The 18190-nt window shown below is 56.6% G+C and carries 21 protein-coding genes; 20 read left to right on the plus strand and 1 reads right to left on the minus strand.

All coding sequences use genetic code 11. The annotated features are described in order from the left end of the window. Positions 1 to 153 precede the first annotated feature (153 nt). The 20 genes from AC6I8N_RS07985 (at position 154) to AC6I8N_RS08080 (ending at position 17029) form a co-directional block, all read left to right on the plus strand. Positions 154 to 546, plus strand: coding sequence for a hypothetical protein (locus AC6I8N_RS07985; RefSeq protein WP_152521917.1), 393 nt, complete (start codon positions 154 to 156; stop codon positions 544 to 546). Between the two features lie 174 nt (positions 547 to 720). Next, positions 721 to 1449, plus strand: a complete 729-nt coding sequence (locus AC6I8N_RS07990) for a beta-ketoacyl synthase chain length factor (RefSeq protein WP_497830454.1) — start codon at positions 721 to 723, stop codon at positions 1447 to 1449. Further along, on the plus strand, positions 1442 to 2239 hold the full coding sequence (locus AC6I8N_RS07995) for a lysophospholipid acyltransferase family protein (RefSeq protein WP_021186062.1): 798 nt from the start codon (positions 1442 to 1444) through the stop codon (positions 2237 to 2239). Before AC6I8N_RS07990 ends, AC6I8N_RS07995 begins: the two co-directional genes overlap by 8 nt. A gap of 3 nt (positions 2240 to 2242) precedes the next feature. Continuing rightward, positions 2243 to 2500, plus strand: a complete 258-nt coding sequence (locus tag AC6I8N_RS08000) for a phosphopantetheine-binding protein (RefSeq protein WP_021186061.1) — start codon at positions 2243 to 2245, stop codon at positions 2498 to 2500. 11 nt (positions 2501 to 2511) lie between these two features. Then, the gene (locus AC6I8N_RS08005) at positions 2512 to 2763 is read left to right on the plus strand and encodes an acyl carrier protein (protein WP_497830455.1); all 252 of its coding nucleotides are present in this window, start codon (positions 2512 to 2514) and stop codon (positions 2761 to 2763) included. Between the two features lie 7 nt (positions 2764 to 2770). Further along, positions 2771 to 3331 (plus strand): COG4648 family protein, encoded by a 561-nt coding sequence (locus AC6I8N_RS08010; RefSeq protein ID WP_497830456.1) that lies wholly within the window; start codon positions 2771 to 2773, stop codon positions 3329 to 3331. Next, positions 3328 to 4656 carry an AMP-binding protein gene (locus tag AC6I8N_RS08015; protein WP_497830457.1) on the plus strand — a complete coding sequence of 443 codons (1329 nt, stop codon included), beginning with the start codon at positions 3328 to 3330 and terminating at the stop codon, positions 4654 to 4656. The genes AC6I8N_RS08010 and AC6I8N_RS08015 overlap by 4 nt, the downstream gene beginning before the upstream one ends. Continuing rightward, positions 4643 to 4990 carry a 3-hydroxyacyl-ACP dehydratase FabZ family protein gene (locus AC6I8N_RS08020; RefSeq protein WP_497830458.1) on the plus strand — a complete coding sequence of 116 codons (348 nt, stop codon included), beginning with the start codon at positions 4643 to 4645 and terminating at the stop codon, positions 4988 to 4990. Before AC6I8N_RS08015 ends, AC6I8N_RS08020 begins: the two co-directional genes overlap by 14 nt. Then, on the plus strand, positions 4984 to 6678 hold the full coding sequence (locus tag AC6I8N_RS08025; RefSeq protein ID WP_497830459.1) for a glycosyltransferase family 2 protein: 1695 nt from the start codon (positions 4984 to 4986) through the stop codon (positions 6676 to 6678). The genes AC6I8N_RS08020 and AC6I8N_RS08025 overlap by 7 nt, the downstream gene beginning before the upstream one ends. After that, complete coding sequence (locus AC6I8N_RS08030) at positions 6671 to 7087, plus strand: acyl-CoA thioesterase (protein ID WP_415175116.1); 417 nt, start codon at positions 6671 to 6673, stop codon at positions 7085 to 7087. Before AC6I8N_RS08025 ends, AC6I8N_RS08030 begins: the two co-directional genes overlap by 8 nt. Continuing rightward, positions 7084 to 7695, plus strand: coding sequence for an outer membrane lipoprotein carrier protein LolA (locus AC6I8N_RS08035; protein ID WP_497830460.1), 612 nt, complete (start codon positions 7084 to 7086; stop codon positions 7693 to 7695). The genes AC6I8N_RS08030 and AC6I8N_RS08035 overlap by 4 nt, the downstream gene beginning before the upstream one ends. Beyond that, the gene (locus AC6I8N_RS08040; RefSeq protein ID WP_497830461.1) at positions 7661 to 9982 is read left to right on the plus strand and encodes an MMPL family transporter; all 2322 of its coding nucleotides are present in this window, start codon (positions 7661 to 7663) and stop codon (positions 9980 to 9982) included. The genes AC6I8N_RS08035 and AC6I8N_RS08040 overlap by 35 nt, the downstream gene beginning before the upstream one ends. Further along, positions 9979 to 10551 (plus strand): DUF3261 domain-containing protein, encoded by a 573-nt coding sequence (locus AC6I8N_RS08045; protein WP_415175119.1) that lies wholly within the window; start codon positions 9979 to 9981, stop codon positions 10549 to 10551. The genes AC6I8N_RS08040 and AC6I8N_RS08045 overlap by 4 nt, the downstream gene beginning before the upstream one ends. Beyond that, positions 10548 to 11705: a beta-ketoacyl-[acyl-carrier-protein] synthase family protein gene (locus AC6I8N_RS08050; RefSeq protein ID WP_497830462.1), complete on the plus strand. Its 1158-nt coding sequence runs from the start codon at positions 10548 to 10550 to the stop codon at positions 11703 to 11705. Before AC6I8N_RS08045 ends, AC6I8N_RS08050 begins: the two co-directional genes overlap by 4 nt. Continuing rightward, on the plus strand, positions 11698 to 12171 hold the full coding sequence (locus AC6I8N_RS08055; RefSeq protein WP_021186050.1) for a hotdog family protein: 474 nt from the start codon (positions 11698 to 11700) through the stop codon (positions 12169 to 12171). Before AC6I8N_RS08050 ends, AC6I8N_RS08055 begins: the two co-directional genes overlap by 8 nt. After that, on the plus strand, positions 12168 to 12899 hold the full coding sequence (locus tag AC6I8N_RS08060) for a 3-ketoacyl-ACP reductase FabG2 (RefSeq protein ID WP_021186049.1): 732 nt from the start codon (positions 12168 to 12170) through the stop codon (positions 12897 to 12899). Before AC6I8N_RS08055 ends, AC6I8N_RS08060 begins: the two co-directional genes overlap by 4 nt. Further along, positions 12899 to 14131, plus strand: a complete 1233-nt coding sequence (locus tag AC6I8N_RS08065; protein ID WP_497830463.1) for a beta-ketoacyl-ACP synthase — start codon at positions 12899 to 12901, stop codon at positions 14129 to 14131. The genes AC6I8N_RS08060 and AC6I8N_RS08065 overlap by 1 nt, the downstream gene beginning before the upstream one ends. 232 nt (positions 14132 to 14363) lie before the next feature. Further along, complete coding sequence (locus tag AC6I8N_RS08070; protein ID WP_208725228.1) at positions 14364 to 16562, plus strand: TonB-dependent receptor; 2199 nt, start codon at positions 14364 to 14366, stop codon at positions 16560 to 16562. Between the two features lie 107 nt (positions 16563 to 16669). Continuing rightward, the gene (locus AC6I8N_RS08075) at positions 16670 to 16813 is read left to right on the plus strand and encodes a hypothetical protein (RefSeq protein ID WP_013508612.1); all 144 of its coding nucleotides are present in this window, start codon (positions 16670 to 16672) and stop codon (positions 16811 to 16813) included. 42 nt (positions 16814 to 16855) lie between these two features. After that, positions 16856 to 17029, plus strand: a complete 174-nt coding sequence (locus tag AC6I8N_RS08080; protein ID WP_013508613.1) for a hypothetical protein — start codon at positions 16856 to 16858, stop codon at positions 17027 to 17029. On the opposite strand, the gene AC6I8N_RS08085 is transcribed toward AC6I8N_RS08080, so the two are convergent. Further along, entirely contained in the window at positions 17026 to 18186 is a 1161-nt protein-coding gene (locus AC6I8N_RS08085; RefSeq protein ID WP_036627705.1) for a hypothetical protein, read from the minus strand. The genes AC6I8N_RS08080 and AC6I8N_RS08085 overlap by 4 nt on opposite strands. Between the last annotated feature and the right edge of the window lie 4 nt (positions 18187 to 18190).

Consider the following 18190-nt stretch of genomic DNA (forward strand, 5'->3'; position numbering starts at 1 on the left):
TTCGGGTCTTTGAGTCATTCATGCTTTTTTTTACTTGTCTTTACAATAAATGGTATTATCCGCGCCATTTCACGCTGTCTTTACGGAAGAGTGTAGGTTTTTTTACACGCGCGGCCGCTTTAGTGGGTTGCCATGACAAGGGAAAAAAAGGAAATGATGAAGAAAACATTGGGTAGTGCTTTGGTTATTGCGGCAGTGCTGTTAACCGGATGCGTATCACGCACCCAGCCAATCGATAATATCAACCAGTCGCTGAGCCAGCATTACAGCGATAGCCAAATGAAAAGCGCCATTATTGAGGCGGGCATCAGTCGCCAGTGGGTAATGACACCTGCCGGACCTGGCGTGATCAATGGCCGCCTGGCACAGCGCGGTCACTCAGCTGACATTCGCGTGACTTACACCCCTCAGAGCTACAGCATTCAATATGTAGGCAGCCAGAACCTGTTGGCCAGTGGTGGTCAGATTCACCGTAATTACAACCGCTGGGTTCACAACCTTGACCAGGATATCCAACTGCGCCTTGCGGCACAGGCTGCAAAATAGTCGCCTCGACCATACGTAGATAAAGTTAATCAGTATACTGCCGACATATGATCAGCTGGGCCGTTGGCCCAACTGATGTTGGCAGAGATTTGCCGGATGACGGGAGTCAGGCAAGGAAGGGATGCCACACAGTGACAATTTCACCGTCCCTATAGCTCATGAAAGAATGCAGGTATGAAACTCGCTTACACGCTAATTGACTGGCACGCTATGGCGCCCGGGCTTGACCTGGTCAGCGACTGGTACCAGTGGGCGCAACAGCCCCCATTGATTGATGCCACGCAACCTCTCGCAAAATCACAATTTCTGCCGATGATGACTGCCCGTCGCCTGAGCAATGGCAGCCGTGCGGCGGTGGAGTGTGGATTGGCGTTGTTGTCCCGTCAGCAGGTCGATGCGGTGGTCTTTACCAGCCGTCATGGGGAGCTGGAGCGTAATCTGCGCATCCTCACGGCGCTGGCACATCAGCAAGCGCTATCGCCTACCGATTTCGCCATGTCGGTTCACAACTCGGCGGTTGGCAGTTTGACCATTGCCGCACGTCAGCCATTGGTTGCGACGTCCGTTGCGGCAGGCATGGACAGTTTCCAGCAAGGGCTGATTGAAGTGGCCGCCTTACATCAGGCGGGTTATCAGCAGGTTTTGCTGGTGGATTTTGACGGGCAGGTCCCGGACTATTATCGTCCCTGGCTGGCGCAGATGCCATTCAATGCACCTTATGCGGTCGCGTTGTTGCTGGGAACGGGTACCATGTGGCGCTGTCAGGCCCAACCCGGACACACTGACCAGGCCGATACTCTGCCACAGAGCCTGCTGTGCCTGCATGGTCTGTTAAGCCAGCAGGTAGCGTTTAGCATTCAGGGTGAACGCCATCGCTGGCAGTGGGAGCGTGAACATGGCTGATAACACATTGTCACTGCAACGTTCAGGCTTCAATTATTACTGGCGGCTGGTGATGACCGCCGTAAGTTTTACCTTGTTCAGTGTGGGAGGCTTACTGCTGTCCCTGATCTGGTTCAATGTGCTACTGCTGGTGCAACGCGACGCGACGCGACGGCGGCAGCTTGCGCGTCGCAGCATCGCGTGCAGTTTCCGCTGTTTTTTACGCTTCTGCCGATGGGTTGGGGTATACGACTACCGCATTGAAGGGGCGGAGTTACTGCAACAGGATCGCGGCTGCCTGATTGTGGCCAATCACCCCTCACTCATCGACTACGTGATGATTGCCTCGGTGTTACCGGAGATGGATTGCCTGGTCAAAGCCGAGTTGCAGCACAGCTTCTTTTTACGCGGCGTTATTCGTGCTGCCGATTACCTGATCAACAGCGAAGCAGAAACGCTGTTGCCGGATAGTCAGCAACGCCTGGCGCGCGGCGATACCATTCTGATTTTTCCTGAAGGTACCCGCACCCGTTATGGCGAACCCCTGAAACTGCAACGCGGCGCGGCGAATATAGCGGTCCGCGCCGGATGCGATCTGCGCGTGGTTCATATCAGCTGCACCCAGCGTATGCTGGATAAACAAAGTCGCTGGTATCAGATTCCGCCGGTTAAACCCCTTTTTACTGTACGCGTACAATCGCGTATTGATAGCCAGAGCTTTAGCGAAGCCAATGAAGATGCGCAGCCGCTGGCAGCGCGTCGCCTGACGCGCCACCTGCAACAGGCACTGGTCCCTGACGAGATAAAGTAAGTTATGCAATCACTGAACAACGAAATAAAACAAATGATTATCGACACGCTGAATCTGGAAGATATCAGCGTTGATGATATTGACACCGATGCCCCCCTGTTCGGCGAGGGATTGGGGCTGGACTCCATCGATGCTCTGGAGCTGGGACTGGCGGTAAAGAATCGTTTTAGCGTTCAGCTCTCCGCTGAAAGTGAAACGTTGCGCGCGCACTTTTTTTCCGTGGCCACGCTGGCTGCGTTTATTGAACAACAGCAAGCCTGAGAGCGGTAAATATGATGAATAAAGACGAGATTTACCAGGAAGTTGCGGCGCTGCTGACCTCATTGTTTGAAATTGATGCTGACGACATTCGTCCGGATGCGCGTCTGTATGAGGACCTCGAACTCGACAGCATTGATGCCGTCGATATGGTGGTGCACCTGCAAAAACGTACTGGTCGCAAGATCAAACCGGAAATTTTCCGCTCGGTGCGTACCGTGCAGGATGTGGTGGATGCCGTTGACCATTTGATGCGTGAAGCCTGAGAACAAAATGCGTGCGGCACTGCGTCTGCTGAATGGCATCGCCCTGCTCGCATGGCCGTTGCTGGTCTGGCTGGCGCTGACGTATCCGCACTGGCGCGCCTTGTTGTTGGTGCTTGCGGTGCTGTTTGTGCTGCGCGGCTGGAGCTTACGTAAGTCTCACGGTGCCCTGGCGCGAGGTGGGTTGCTGCTGGCGCTGGTGGGAAGCCTGCTGTGTCTTGCCAGCCTGGTGCTGCGCCAGCAACATCTGTTGCTGTGGTATCCGGTGGTAGTCAATGCCCTGATGTTGCTGCTGTTTGGCACGTCATTATGGCGAGGCATGCCGCTGGTGGAACGCATCGCCCGGTTACGTGAACCGCAGCTACCGCCTCGTGCTGTGCGCTACACCCGACATGTGACTCAGATGTGGTGCCTTTTTTTTGTTTTTAACGGCAGCGTGGCGTTAATGACCTGCCTGCGGGCGGATCTCGCGCTATGGACACTCTGGAATGGATGCATCAGTTATCTGCTGATGGGAATGCTGATGGGCGGCGAATGGCTGCTGCGTCAGCGGATGAGGAAACAGGCATGAACGTACAGCCCATCGCCAACTGGCTCAACGCAGAGGATCGCCTGGTGGCCTGGCAAGGCCAGCAGGAATATCGCTTATCCACGCTGCGCCAACAGGTGATTGCGTTATCTGCACGTATCAAGACGCAGCCGGGACAACATTGGGCGTTGTGCTTCGACAACAGTTATCACTTCACCGTCGCCCTGCTGGCGTTATGGCATCTGGGAAAAACCCCGGTGATCCCGGGTCATTGCCGGGCAGCACAACTGGAAGAGATGGCGGCCAATATCGATGGGGTGATCAGCGATATGCCGCTGACCATTTCGTTGCCGCATCTGCTTTGGGATGGCGCGCAGGCGGAAGGGGAGCTGACTGCGATTGCAGCTGACGCAACCCTGGTGTTGTTTACTTCTGGCTCAACAGGAACGCCACGTCCGGTGGTGAAATCCGTTCGCGCTCTGGACCTTGAAGCGCAATGGCTGGCCACGTTGTGGGGAGAGCGCCTGCAACACAGCCATGTCATTGCCTCCGTCAGCCATCAGCATCTCTATGGCCTGAGTTTCCGAATCGTGTTGCCAATGGCACTGGGTTTACCCTTTGCCGCGCAGCAGTTGTTTTACAGTGAACAGCTCGCTGATCAGACCCCTACACGCCGTTATGCGTTTATCAGCAGCCCGGCATTTTTACGTCGACTGGACGCGTCACTGCATCTGCCGCGCTGTGCGTTAATCGTTTCCGCCGGCGGGGCGTTACCCTGGCCCGATGCACAGCGCACGCAGCAATGGTTGGGTTGTAGCGTCGATGAAATTTATGGCAGCACTGAAACCGGCGTGATTGCCTGGCGTTATCTCAGTGCTGAGCAGACGCCGTGGCAATGTTTCCCGGCAGTAGAACTATGTCGTCAGGAAAATGCGCACTGGCGTGTTTTCTCCCCGTTGCTGGAAACACCCGCAGGTTGTGCGCTGGACGACCGTATCCTGCCGCAGTCGGAGGGGCGATTTCAACTGGCTGGCCGCCAGGATCGGGTGGTAAAAATCGAAGATAAGCGCGTCTCACTGAGCGAAATCGAACGACGTCTGTTGGATTTGCCGGGTGTGAACGATGCGGCAGCGCTGGCGATTCAGCGTCATGGTCGCCAGGCGATTGGCGTGGTGCTGGCAATCGCACAGCTTCCTGAACCCGCTGCGCTGTCACACTGCAAACAGCGTTGGAGACAGGCGCTGCAACCCTGGCTGGAGCCGGTGGCGATGCCTCGCTACTGGCGTGTGGTGACGACCATCCCGGTTACCGCGCAAAGTAAGCGCGCCTGGCCGCAAATTGAGGAGCTTTTTCATGTTGCCGATTGAACTTGATGTGCAGCAACAGGAGACAGCCCTGACGCTGCGATTGCGTGTACCTGGCGACCTGCTATGGTTTCAGGGCCATTTTCCGACGCTCCCTATTTTACCCGGTGTGGCGCAACTCGATTGGGTGCTCTATTACGGGCTGACGCGTCTGGTGCCAGGCAAAGCCTTCTCGTCGATTGAGAACATCAAGTTTCAGCAGCCAGTGCCACCGGACGCTGAACTGGAACTCCAGCTCAACTGGCTGGCAGAGAAATCCCTGCTCAGTTTTCAATATCGGTTACTGTCTGACGGCGCCCAACCTATCGCCAGCAGTGGGAAGATTCGCCTGTGCTGAGTGAACCTTTTTCTCCCTGTGTGCTGATCCCCTGCTATAACCACGGCGCGATGCTGGCGTCGGTGTTGCAACGTCTGGCACCGTTTAATTTGCCAATTATCATCGTGGATGATGGCAGCAATGCTCAAACCCGCCAGCTAATTGATGATCTCAACGCGCCCGATCTGCATGTCCATCGGTTGTCAGCCAATCAAGGTAAGGGTGCCGCGGTGATCGCCGGAATGCGCGTTGCCGCAGCCAGAGGATACAGCCATGCATTACAACTGGATGCGGACGGTCAACATCAGGTGGAAGACACGCCTCGTATGCTGGAGGAGGCACGGCGCTATCCGCACAGCCTGATTTCCGGTCAGCCGCTGTATGATGCCTCGATTCCTAAGTCACGTTTATATGGCCGCTACATCACCCATTTTTGGGTCTGGATAGAGACGCTCTCGTTTTCGTTAAAAGACAGCATGTGTGGCTTCCGCGTCTATCCGCTGGTGCCATCGCTGGCGTTATGCGATCGCCAGCCGATTGGGCAGCGGATGGATTTTGATACCGAAATCATGGTGCGCCTTTACTGGCAGGGTACGCCGAGCCGCTTTCTGTCCACGCGCGTGACCTATCCGGTAACCGGTGTGTCGCATTTTGATGCGTTGCACGACAATCTGCGCATCTCGTGGATGCACACCCGTTTATTCTTCGGCATGCTGCCGCGCATCCCACAGTTGCTCCGTCAGCGGGGCAGTGACCGCCATTGGTCGGCAACCCCGGAACGTCGGGGTCAATGGGGGCTGCGGTTTATGTTGTGGTTGTATCAACATGCCGGGCGGGGACCTTTTGTGCTGCTGCTGTGGCCGGTGGTTGCGGTGTACTGGCTCAGCGGACGTCATGCGCGCGCGGCGTCACAGCAGTGGCTGGCAAAGATTCAGCGCTGTGCGCAACAGCAACATCTCAGGTTGCCTGCACCCCTCAATAGTTACCGCCATTTTCTGCGCTTCGGTTACAGCATGCTGGATAAGGTGGCGAGCTGGCGCGGTGATGTGCAGTGGGGACGTGATATTGATTTCGCACCAGGGGCGGAAGAGGTCATTCGTGCCGCCGATGGCAAAGGGCATCTGATCCTGGCTTCACATCTGGGCGATATCGAAGCGTGCCGCGCCATGGCGAAGCAGGTCAGCGGCCTGGTGATCAACGCATTGGTGTTTACCGATAACGCGCAACGCTTTCGCGAAGTGCTGGAAAGTATCGCGCCGCAGGCAGGGGTTAATCTGATGCCGGTCACCGATATGGGTCCGGATACAGCGATCCTGCTGCAACAAAAACTGGACGCCGGGGAGTGGGTGGCGATTGTTGGCGATCGCACAGCGGTCAATCGCCAGCGTGGCGGTGAGCGACGCGTGATCTGGAGTGAATTTCTCGGCCAGCCAGCACCGTTTCCACAGGGACCGTTTTTACTGGCAGCCGCGCTACGTTGTCCGGTTTTGCTGATGTTTGCCTTGCAGCAGCACGGCAAATTACGGGTGTATTGCGAAAACTTTGCCTCCCCTTTATCGCTGCCCCGTGCCACTCGTCAGCAGGCATTGCAGCAGGCGGTGGATCGCTATGCGCAACGTCTGGAGCATCACGCCTTTCTGGCTCCGCTGGACTGGTTTAATTTTTATGATTTCTGGAGCTTACCGGGAGAGGAGAGTCGCGATGAGTGAGCCGAACCACCGTGCCGAGGTGGAAATTGTGGTTTCGTTTAACGACTGCGACCCAATGGGAGTGGTATGGCACGGCCATTATTTCCGCTTTTTTGAAGCGGCACGCGAGGCGTTGTTGCGCAGCGTGAATTACAGCTACCACGAGATGGCCGCCAGTGGTTACGTCTGGCCAGTGGTAGATACGCGGGTGAAATACCGTCAGCCACTGCGCTGCGAAGAGCGCATTCGGGTCAGCGCGACCATCGTGGAATATGAAAACCGTTTGCGGATTGATTACCACATCCACAATGCCGCCGGACAACTGACCACCAAAGCCCACACCATTCAGGTGGCGGTGGATCAGGCCACGCAGGAAATGTGTTTTGTCTCGCCCGCCATATTGTTTGAACGTCTGGGGGTACAACCGTGAAACGATTTTTGCTGACGTTGCTGTTGTTGTGGAACGTCGCCGCGCATGCGGTGACCCTTGAGCAACTGCAACAACGTTTTGCCAGTCAGCCGGTTATTCGTGCCAACTTCGTGCAGGTACGCACCATCGCCGGAATGGCGCAGCCGTTGGTCTCACGCGGACAGCTGCTGATTGCCCAACAGCAAGGGCTGTGGTGGCAACAGAATACGCCTTTCCCGATGACGCTGATTCTGGATGATAAACGCATGGTGCAAAGCATGAGCGGTCAACCACCACAGGTGATCACGGCTGAAAGCAACCCACAAATGTTCCAGTTTAATCATCTGCTACGCGCCCTGTTCCAGGCTGATGAAAAAGTGTTGAAAGAGAATTTCACCCTCGATTTTCAGGATAAGGGCAATGAAAACTGGCAACTGGGACTGACGCCGAAAGCGGCACCACTGAATAAAATTTTCAACCGTATCGAGTTGCAGGGGGACGCGTATCTTAACCGCATCCAGCTGGACGATAAGCAGGGAGATAAAACCGATATCACCCTGAGCGATACCCGGACCGAACCCGGCCATCTGACCGATGAGGAGCGCGCGCGTTTTGCTCCGACACCGTGAAAAAAATCTGGCGCTGGTGTGGTTGACGGTCTGCATGGCGCTGGCTATCGCATTGGCCTGCCTGTTACCGCGTAGCCAGCTAAACAGCAGCGTGCTGGCGCTGTTGCCGCAGCAGAATCTCGGCCAGGCTCCTGCCGAGATTCAGCAGGCTTTTATGCAACGTCTGGATCGTCAGCTGGTCTGGCTGGTGAGCAGTAACGCCGATGACGGTGATGCCGTGGCGGCCTGGTGGCAGGCGCAGCTCAAGGCTTTACCGGAACTGAAGCAAGTCAGTGGCGCAATGGACGATAAGCAAATGCAGCGCTGGGGTTCCTTCGCCTGGCAGAATCGCAATGGTCTGATTGACGACGCCACGCGTGCGCGGCTGCAAAGCGGCGGGGCAGACCAGGCAGACTGGATTTTGGCACAACTGTTTTCCGCTTTCGCCGGCGTGAGCAGCCAGGAGTTACAGCACGATCCGCTACTGCTGGTGCGTGGGGCGCAGCTGGCCTTACAGCAAAATGCCAGCAAAATGGTGCTGCACAATGGCTGGTTGACGGTGAATGACCCACAGCAGCGGCGCTGGTATTTTTTGCACGGCGAGCTGGACAGCAATGCCTTCAGTATCCGGCAAAGTCATCAACTGGTGACGGCGCTGAACCAACTGGAGCAGCAACTGAAAACGCGCTGGCCGGATGCCCGGCTGTTGACGCGGGGCACGGTGTTATTTAGCGATGATGCCAGCCAGCGCGCGCAGCATGATGTCGAGACGTTGGGGAGTGCGACGCTGGCGGGATTGTTGCTGCTGATCTGGCTGGTGTTCCGATCGCTGCGACCGCTCGCGTTGTGCGCATTGTCGGTGGCGATTGGCGCGATGGCGGGGACGGTAGCGACCTTGCTGTGTTTTGGCGAGTTGCATCTCACCACGCTGGTGATGAGCCTGAGTATTGTTGGCATTTCGGCGGATTACACCCTGTACTACCTGACCGAGCGCATGGTGCACGGCAATGAGGCATCGCCCTGGCAAAGTTTGCAGAAGGTGCGTGCCACCCTGCTGCTGGCGCTGGCCACCACCGCCATCGCCTGGCTGCTGATGCTGCTGGCTCCCTTTCCCGGACTGCGCCAGTTGGCGGTATTCGCCGCCAGTGGCCTGAGTGCTTCCTGTCTGACGGTGATCTGCTTCTACCCCTGGCTGGTGCGGGGGCTGCCGGTGCGCCCGATCCCCGGCATGGTGTGGCTGGCCCGCTGGCTCGCAGCCTGGCGACGCCAGCAGGTGCTGATGTGGGGATTACCGGCACTGGTCGCCATGTATGCACTGCTCGGTATCCTGCAACTGCGGGTGGATGATGATATTGCCCATCTGCAAAGCGCACCACAGCAGCTACTGGCCCAGGATCGGCAACTGGCGCAGCTTACCGGGCAGCAGGCCGATCAAACCTGGTTTGTGGTGTGGGGGGATAACCCGCAGCAAACGCTGCAACGGGTGAGCGAGCTGGCTCCTGCGTTACAGCAGGCCCGGCAGCATCGATGGCTGGAAGGGTATCGTATCCTGCCACTTAACTCGCTGGCACGACAGCAGCAGGATTTGACCTTGCTGGCACAAGCAGCCCCCACCATTACGGCACGGCTGAAGCAAGCGGGCGTGACGCTGGCAGAAGCCGATCTGCACGCCATGCCAGTGACGCCGGAAAACTGGCTGGCAAGTCCGTTGAGTGAAGGCTGGCGTTTATTGTGGCTGTCGCTGCCGGATGGACGCAGCAGCGTGCTGGTGCCGGTGAATGGTGTGCGTGACAGTGCGGCACTGGCACAACTGGCGGCGCAACAACCTGGTGTCAGCTGGGTTGATCGCAAAGCCAGCTATGACCAGCTGTTTGGTTTCTGGCGCACATTATTGAGCGGACTGTTGGCGTTAGCGTTGCTATTGATCACCCTGAGTTATGTGATACGGCTGGGGTTGAAAGCTGGCTTGCGTAGCGCGTTACCCTCCTGGCTTTCGCTGGCGGCGGCACTGGCGACGCTTGGCTGGATTGGGGCCAGTCTCAATCTTTTTGCCTTGCTGGCTCTGATTCTGGTGCTGGGTATCGGCATCAATTACACGCTGTTCTTCAGTAACCCGCGCGGCACACCGCTGACTTCAATGCTGGCAGTGACGCTGGCAATGATGACGACGTTGCTGACGCTGGGCATGTTGGTGTTCAGCAGTACCAGCGCCATCAGTAGCTTTGGCGTGGTGCTGTGCAGTGGCATCTTCTGCGCATTCTTACTGGCGCCACTGGCGCTGGCCCCCCGGAAAAGGAAGCAATCATGAACAAGGGCCTGATTTTTCTGCTGATCGCACTGCTGCTGGGTGGCTGCGCCCGTCAGACAGAGCCCACTCATCGGCCAACGGCGTGGCTCAAACCGGGGGTACGCGTCACGTTACCGGCTCCGGGGATTACACCGGCTTTCGAACAGCAGCAGCTGTTAACCGGTCACGTTAAAGGGAAAACGCAATCGTTGCTGGTGCTGTTGGCGGCGGATGAGCAACATATCAGCCTTGCCGGGTTATCGTCGCTCGGCATTCGTCTGTTCCGCGTCACGTATGATGCGACCGGCATTCATACCCAACAGATGATGGCGCTGCCGGAGATGCCGCCCGCCAGCCAGGTGTTGGCAGATATTATGCTGAGCCACTGGCCGATCAGCGCCTGGCAGCCACAATTACCTCAAGGCTGGCAGTTGCAGGATATTGGCGATCGGCGCGAGCTGCGTGATCCATCCGGTACGGTGGTGACGTTGATCCGTTATATGCAACGTGGCACGCAACGTGAGCCGATCAGCATTGATCAGCGCGCTTTTGGTTATCAAATTCAGATTCAACACCTGGACGCATCATGATTTACATCTCGGCTTACGGCATGGTTAATGCACTTGGCAACAGCCTCGAGCAGATCGCTGCCCAATTGCAACAGGGCGAAGCACCGGGGATGCAGCCGCGCGAGAGCTGGTTGCTGGCGGGGAAACGCTGTTGGGTTGGCGAAGTTCTGGGCGAGCTTCCCACCATCCCCACCGAACTGGCCGCGCATAACACCCGTAACAACCAACTGCTGCTGGCTGCGCTGGCGCAGATTCGCCCGGCGGTGGAGGCAGCGGTAGCGCAGTACGGTCGCGATCGTGTGGCAGTGATCCTTGGCACCAGCACCTCGGGGGTTGATGAGGGGGATCGTCAGGTTAGTGCCGGCTTAAGCGGCTATGACTACCGGATGCAGGAGTTGGGCGATCCTTCACGCTTCCTGGCGCATTATCTGCAACTGGATGGCCCGGCTTATACCCTATCCACGGCCTGTTCTTCCAGCGCGCGCGCCATTATTAGCGGCGAGCGCCTGATTGCGGCAGGCCTGGCGGATGTGGCGTTGGTGGGCGGGGCGGATTCGCTCAGCCGTATGCCGATCAACGGCTTTGCCAGTCTGGAATCACTTTCTGAACACCATTGTGCGCCCTTCAGCCGCGATCGTGACGGGATCTCGATTGGTGAAGCGGCAGCGTTGTTGTTGTTAACGCGCGAGCCTCAGCCCCTGGCGCTGCTGGGTGTTGGCGAGTCGTCGGATGCCTGGCATATGTCGGCACCGCACCCGGAAGGTGTGGGAGCAGAACGGGCAATGACAATGGCGTTGCAGCAGGCAGGTTTAGCACCAGAGCAGGTTGGTTATATCAATTTGCACGGCACCGCGACACCGTTGAACGATCAGGTGGAAGCCGCCGTGGTGCAGCGGCTGTTTGGTGATCGCGTACCCTGTAGCTCCACCAAACACCTCACGGGACATACGCTAGGCGCAGCCGGTGCCACCGAAGCCGCGTTGTCGTTGCTGCTGCTGGAGCAACATTTACCGCTGCCTCCACAGGATTTTTCTCACGCGGAACGTGACACCACCTTAGCGGATTGTGGCCTGATTACCGCACCAGTGCCGCTGGGGCGTCCGGTTATCGCGTCTAATTCATTTGCTTTTGGCGGGAACAATACCTGCCTGATTACAGGACGCGTCGATGGTTGATTTTCTGCCGGTAAGTGAATATTTACCGCACCGTGCGCCGATGTTGCTGCTGGATCGTGTTATCGCAGTCAGTGCTGACCATGTCATCTGCGCAGTGACCATTGACGGGCAGGGCGTACTGGCACCGTTTCTGACGCCGCAAGGGGAGCTGCCCGCCTGGTTCGGTGTGGAGATCATGGCGCAGACCGTGGGCGTCTGGTCGGGTTTTCATGCCCGGCAGCAGGGGGAAACTCAGATCCGCCCCGGCATGTTGCTCGGCGGGCGGGGGTATCGCCCGATAGCAGCCACTTTTCCAGCCGGAGCGCATTTGCAGGTGGAGATGCATTTGCTGATGCGTGATGACCGGCTTGGCAGTTTTGAAGGGAAAATTAGTCATCAGTCTGAGTGTCTGGCGACTGGCCGCCTTAACACTTATCAACCCGATGACGATGAATTACAACGACTATTACAAGGACATCAGCCATGACACGTAGCGTTTTAGTAACCGGCGCAAGTAAAGGAATCGGGCGTGCCATTGCCCTGCGGCTGGCGCAGGATGGTTTCCATGTGACGGTGCATTATCACCGTGACGCCGCCGGCGCAACGCAAACGCTGGAGCAGATTATCGCGGCGGGCGGTAGCGGTCGCACCATACAATTTGATGTCGGGCAGCGGGAGGCAACGCGCGCAGCGCTGGAGCAGGATATCGCCCGCTTTGGTGCCTGGTATGGCGTGGTGAGCAATGCCGGTATTACCCGTGATGCGGCTTTCCCGGCATTGAGCGATGAAGAATGGGACAGCGTGATCCACACCAATCTCGATAGTTTTTATAACGTGATTCAGCCTTGTGTGATGCCGATGATCGGCCTGCGCCAGGGGGGGCGGATTGTCACCTTATCGTCAGTCTCGGGCATCATGGGCAATCGCGGGCAGGTGAACTACAGCGCTGCCAAAGCTGGCATTATCGGTGCCAGCAAGGCGCTGGCCATTGAACTGGCTAAACGTAAAATTACCGTCAACTGTATCGCGCCGGGATTGATTGATACCGGTATGACCGATTTGGAACCGCAGGTCATCGACGAAGCACTGAAGCTGATCCCGATGAAACGTATGGGGGGAGCCGAGGAGGTGGCAGGCCTGGCCAGCTATCTGATGTCGGATATCGCGGGTTATGTCACGCGTCAGGTGATTTCAATCAATGGGGGTATGCTGTGATGCAACGTGTGGTAGTCACCGGAATGGGCGGTGTCACGGCGTTTGGTGAAAGTTGGTCTGCGGTGGCTGAGCGCCTGAAACAGGGTAAAAACGCGGTGCGTAACATGCCGGAATGGCAGATCTACGATGGTCTGCATACGCAACTGGGCGCGCCAGTGGACGATTTTACGCTCCCGGATCACTACACCCGCAAACGCATTCGTGCCATGGGGCGGGTGTCGCTGCTGGCGACCCGCGCCACGGAACTGGCGCTGGAGCAGGCGGGGTTGATTGATCATCCGGTACTGACCAGCGGGGAAACCGGTATCGCCTACGGCTCCTCGACCGGCAGTACCGGGCCGGTGAGTGAGTTCGCCACCATGCTGACCGAAAAACACACCAACAATATTACCGGTACCACTTACGTGCAGATGATGCCGCACACCACGGCGGTGAACGCCGGGTTGTTTTTTGGCTTGCGTGGTCGTGTCATCCCGACATCCAGCGCCTGTACCTCGGGCAGCCAGGCCATCGGCTATGCCTGGGAAGCGATTCGTCACGGCTATCAGACGGTGATGGTCGCCGGGGGAGCCGAAGAACTCTGCCCTTCGGAAGCGGCGGTGTTTGACACCTTATTTGCCACCAGCCAGCAAAACGCGACGCCTGGACTGACGCCAGCCCCGTTCGATCAGCAGCGCGATGGGCTGGTGATTGGTGAAGGGGCCGGCACCCTGATTCTTGAGTCGCTGGAACATGCGCAGGCGCGCGGGGCGACGATCTATGCCGAACTGGTCGGGTTTTATACCAACTGCGATGCGGCGCATATCACACAGCCGCAGCGGGAAACCATGCAAATTTGCATCGAGCGTGCCTTGCAAATGGCGGGAGTGACCCCGGAGCAAATTGGCTACATTAATGCCCACGGCACCGCTACCGATCGCGGTGATATTGCCGAAAGTCAGGCCACCGCTGCGGTGTTTGGCGAAAATACGCCGATTTCCTCCCTGAAAAGCTACTTCGGCCATACGCTGGGGGCATGTGGGGCACTGGAAGCCTGGATGAGTATTGAGATGATGCGTGAAGGCTGGTTTGTGCCGACGCTGAACCTGACACAGCCCGCCGCGGAATGCGGAAAGCTGGATTACATCATGGGCGAAGTTCGTCAGCTCGAAACGGATTATATCCAGTCAAATAACTTTGCTTTTGGCGGCATTAATACGTCTCTGGTGTTCCGCCGTTGGCGAGGGATGTAACGCCACCATTCCCATAGCGGTGCGATTTATCGCGCGTTATTTGTCTGTAGCATTAAAGTCAAAGGCGCGCGATAAATCGCGCCGCTACGTTTCAACATCAATTTTCTGTCATGCCCTGTCTGGAATTCGTTAAGAAAATGCCTGGATTTTTCTTGCATTCGGCGCAGTCCTCAGCATAATCGCAAACCGCAATAAAAATGATTATCAATTAAATTTGTATCAGGGGATATCCATGCGCACTACGCCTTTCAATCCCGGACTGAAACCGACACTGCTGGCTGTAATGGTCAGTGCCGGTTGTTTGCCAGTGATGGCTGCTACCACCAACACCACCGCAGATGCGGCAAAAAAAGAACAGCAGACACTGACGGTGACAGCGACACCGCAGACTGATTTCAAACCTGGCGGTAACGATCTGGTTCCCGCTTACCTGGATGGTCAGGTGGCGCACGGTGGCCGTCTCGGCATGCTGGGCGAACAAAATGCCATGGATGTGCCGTTCAACGTGATCGGTTTTACTTCCAAAGCGATTCAGGATCAGCAGGCAAAAACCATTGCCGATGTGATTCGTAACGATGCCACCGTGCAGAATGTGAAGGGTTACGGCAACTTTGCTGAAAGCTATCGTATTCGTGGTTTTCGCCTGGATGGTGATGCCATGACTTACGGTGGTCTGGCAGGCATCGTGCCGCGTCAGGTGATGGATGCCTCACTGATTGACCGGGTGGAAATTTTCAAAGGGGCTAACGCGCTGCTGAACGGATCTGCCGAGACGGGTGTCGGTGGCATGATCAACCTGGAACCAAAACATGCTGAAGACACACCACTGACGCGCGTGGGTGTGGATTACACCTCAGATTCGCAATTAGGCACCACCGCAGATATTGGCCGTCGTTTTGGTGATAATAACCAGTTCGGCGTGCGCCTGAATGCTGTTCACCGTGAAGGTGAAACCGGTGTTGACGGTGAAAAGAAACGCACCACCGCTGCTTCATTGGGTCTTGATTACCGTGGCGATCGTCTGCGTACCTCGCTGGATGTGGGGTATCAGAAGAAAACCTTCCATGATGCCCGCAACGGTATCAATATTGGCGGTATCGACTTTATTCCAGACGTACCTTCTAATAGCACCAACTACAGCCAGAACTGGATATTCAGTGATATCGAATCTGAATTCGGCCTGGCAAAAGCTGAATACGATCTCAATGATCAATGGACTGTCTATAGTGCGCTGGGTGCGCAGCACACGCACGAAATTGGTAACTACGGCACGCCGAAAGTGTTGGATCGCGCTGGCAACGCCACTATCGGCCGTTTCGATACTAACCGTATTCAGGACACCATGAGTGGCAGCGTGGGCATCCGTGGTGATTTCACCACCGGTTTTGTGACGCACAAAGTCAACATCGGTTACTCGGCAATGACCTCGAATGCGAAAAATACCTATCGCATGTCTTCGGGTAACGATGCGGATATCAACATCTATAATCCGCATGATGTGGCGGAACCGGATACCGTCTTCGCTGGGGGCACCAAATTCAGCGATCCGCTAACGACTTATCGTTCACGTTCGCAGGGGTATCTGCTGAGTGATACGCTGGGCTTCTTTGATGATTCGCTGCTGCTGACTTTAGGTGCACGCCATCAGAAAGTGGTGGTGCGTAACTACGGCTATGATGGTGTGGAAGATACCGGAACACGCTTTGACAGCAGCCGCTGGTTACCGGCATATGGCTTACTGTACAAAGCGACCAGCAATATCTCGCTGTATGCCAACCATACTGAATCACTCACGCCGGGTACGGCTGCGCCGTTCACTGCCTCTAACTACGGCAGCGTGACGGGTATTGTGCATGCCAAACAGAACGAAGTTGGAGTGAAAGCAGACTACGGGCGTATTGGTGGCACGCTGGCGCTGTTCGAAATCAAGCAACCGGTCGGTGTGCTGAACGACGGCGTCTACAAACTGAATGGCGAACAGCGCAACCGTGGTGTGGAACTGAACGTATTTGGTGAACCGCTCCTGGGTCTGCGTCTGAACGGCAGTGCAACCTGGATCGATCCGGATATGACCAAAACCGGTGACAGCAACGAAAATGGTAAAAACGCGATTGGCGTACCCCGTTTCACTGCGGCACTGGGCGCTGAATATGATATCAAACCAGTTGATGGCCTGACGGCAACCGCTCTGCTGAACTATACCGGTTCACAGTATGCTGACCTCGCCAATACCATGAAAATGGACGATTACACCACGTTGGATCTGGGGCTGCGCTACCGGATGAAGGTCAACCAAAACGACATGGTATGGCGTGTTGGAGTGGATAATGTCACCAACGAGAAATATTGGGCGAACGTCGACGACAGTGGCACTTACCTGACGCAAGGGGAGCCACGTACCGTCAAAGTCTCACTCACCTACGATTTCTAATCCCATCAGCGGGGCGCGATTGCGCCCCGTTTTCATTTTGCTGGCTTTCTATTACACTCGGAACGGTAATCCAGTCGGTCGATCCCTTTATTTTTTGCTGAGTTAACATGAGTTCACCTGCGCCACCTGACGATCATGACGAACCCCTGCGGCAGCCGCTGGACGATGCGCAGTTTGCCATTGTGGTACTTGCAGTGACCTCGGTTACCCTTATAATCTTTGTCCTGATGATGACGTTATGGATGAGCTAAGGCTTGCTGCAACGGGTATCGGAAGCCTGTAAGGAGATGTCGATGGAATCCCGAGATGACAAACTGATTGCCATAATAGGCCTGCTTTCTGCCTGTCTGATTGGTGTGGTGTTCCTGTTTACCATGACCTGGCTCACCGATGTGCGCCATCCTGCCGATCAATCCCTTGATGTACAAACCTGCGGTCCTAAACATCCCAACTCGCAACAATCTTAACTTTGCTGACGTTTTTGCCACTTAATTTGCTGACTGCGCAACTCCAGCGCTAAACCCTCATGCAACGTGCGATTGCCGTTGGGATCACCCAAACCAAATAACGCACCGGGCGAACGCCGGTCATCGGCCCACGCCGGATACTCCACCACCGGATAAAGCGAAATCCCTTCCAGCGCCACCCCTTCATCCAGCGCCAGCATTGCCTCTTCACTCACCTGATGGAACCAGGACGCACGGGCATCGCCTTCGGCACCGGTCTCGGCCAGCAGCATCGGGCGCTGATAACGCTGCCAGCATTGCCACAGCAGACGATGTAAGGGCAATCGTGCAGGGTGATCTACCGGCAATGGTTCACCGGGGAAAAACCAGTGATTATCCGGGTAGTAATTCAGTCCAAGGATATCGAGGAAATCTTCGCTGCCGCCCAGTTCCGGGGCGTCGCGTCCGGCCAGCCAATCCCAGGCTTCAAATTGCGCCTGATGTTGCGCGTCGGCATAGGGTTTGCTGTCGGGATTCGCGGGGTCGGTGGCAACCTGTACCAGTGGATCGGTCAGTACAAAACGCGCCTGCGGATAGATCTCGCGAATGGCATGCATCGCTGCCAGCGATGCGCGTACCAGCTGACGCTTCAGCTCTTTGCCGCGCTGACTGGAATAGGGATCGAGCCAGGCGACATCGGCGCCAGCCCACGACCAGAAGGAGATTTGATTGATCGGCGTAAAAAACGGTTGCTGCACCCCTTCATCACGCATCAACTGCGCCATCGCGCGGGCGAAGCGTTCAAAATGCTGGACAAAGGCGGCACTCCAGATGTCGAGATGGTCGGGATAGCCAAAATGCGCCAGTTCCCAGATGATTTGCAGATCATGGCGCGCCGCGGCGTGCACCATTGGCAGAAAAGAGTGCCAGTCATATTCGCCGGGCGTGGACTCAATCAGATACCAGCGTGCGCCATCGCGCGCGGTGCGCAACCCTTCCTGCGCCAGCGCGGCATAATCCTTCTCCAGCAGCATGTCATGACCGCTACTGATCACCATATCCAGTCGCCGCCCTCCGGCACGACGGGAAGTCGAACAGGGAAAACTACCCTGAAAAAAACTGCGAAACAGCCGGGGCTGATAGCGCGGGGATGGGGGATCAAGGGGGTGTTGCGCCATTTTT

Source organism: Pantoea sp. X-Soil-TKNS-1279 (genome assembly GCF_059730565.1).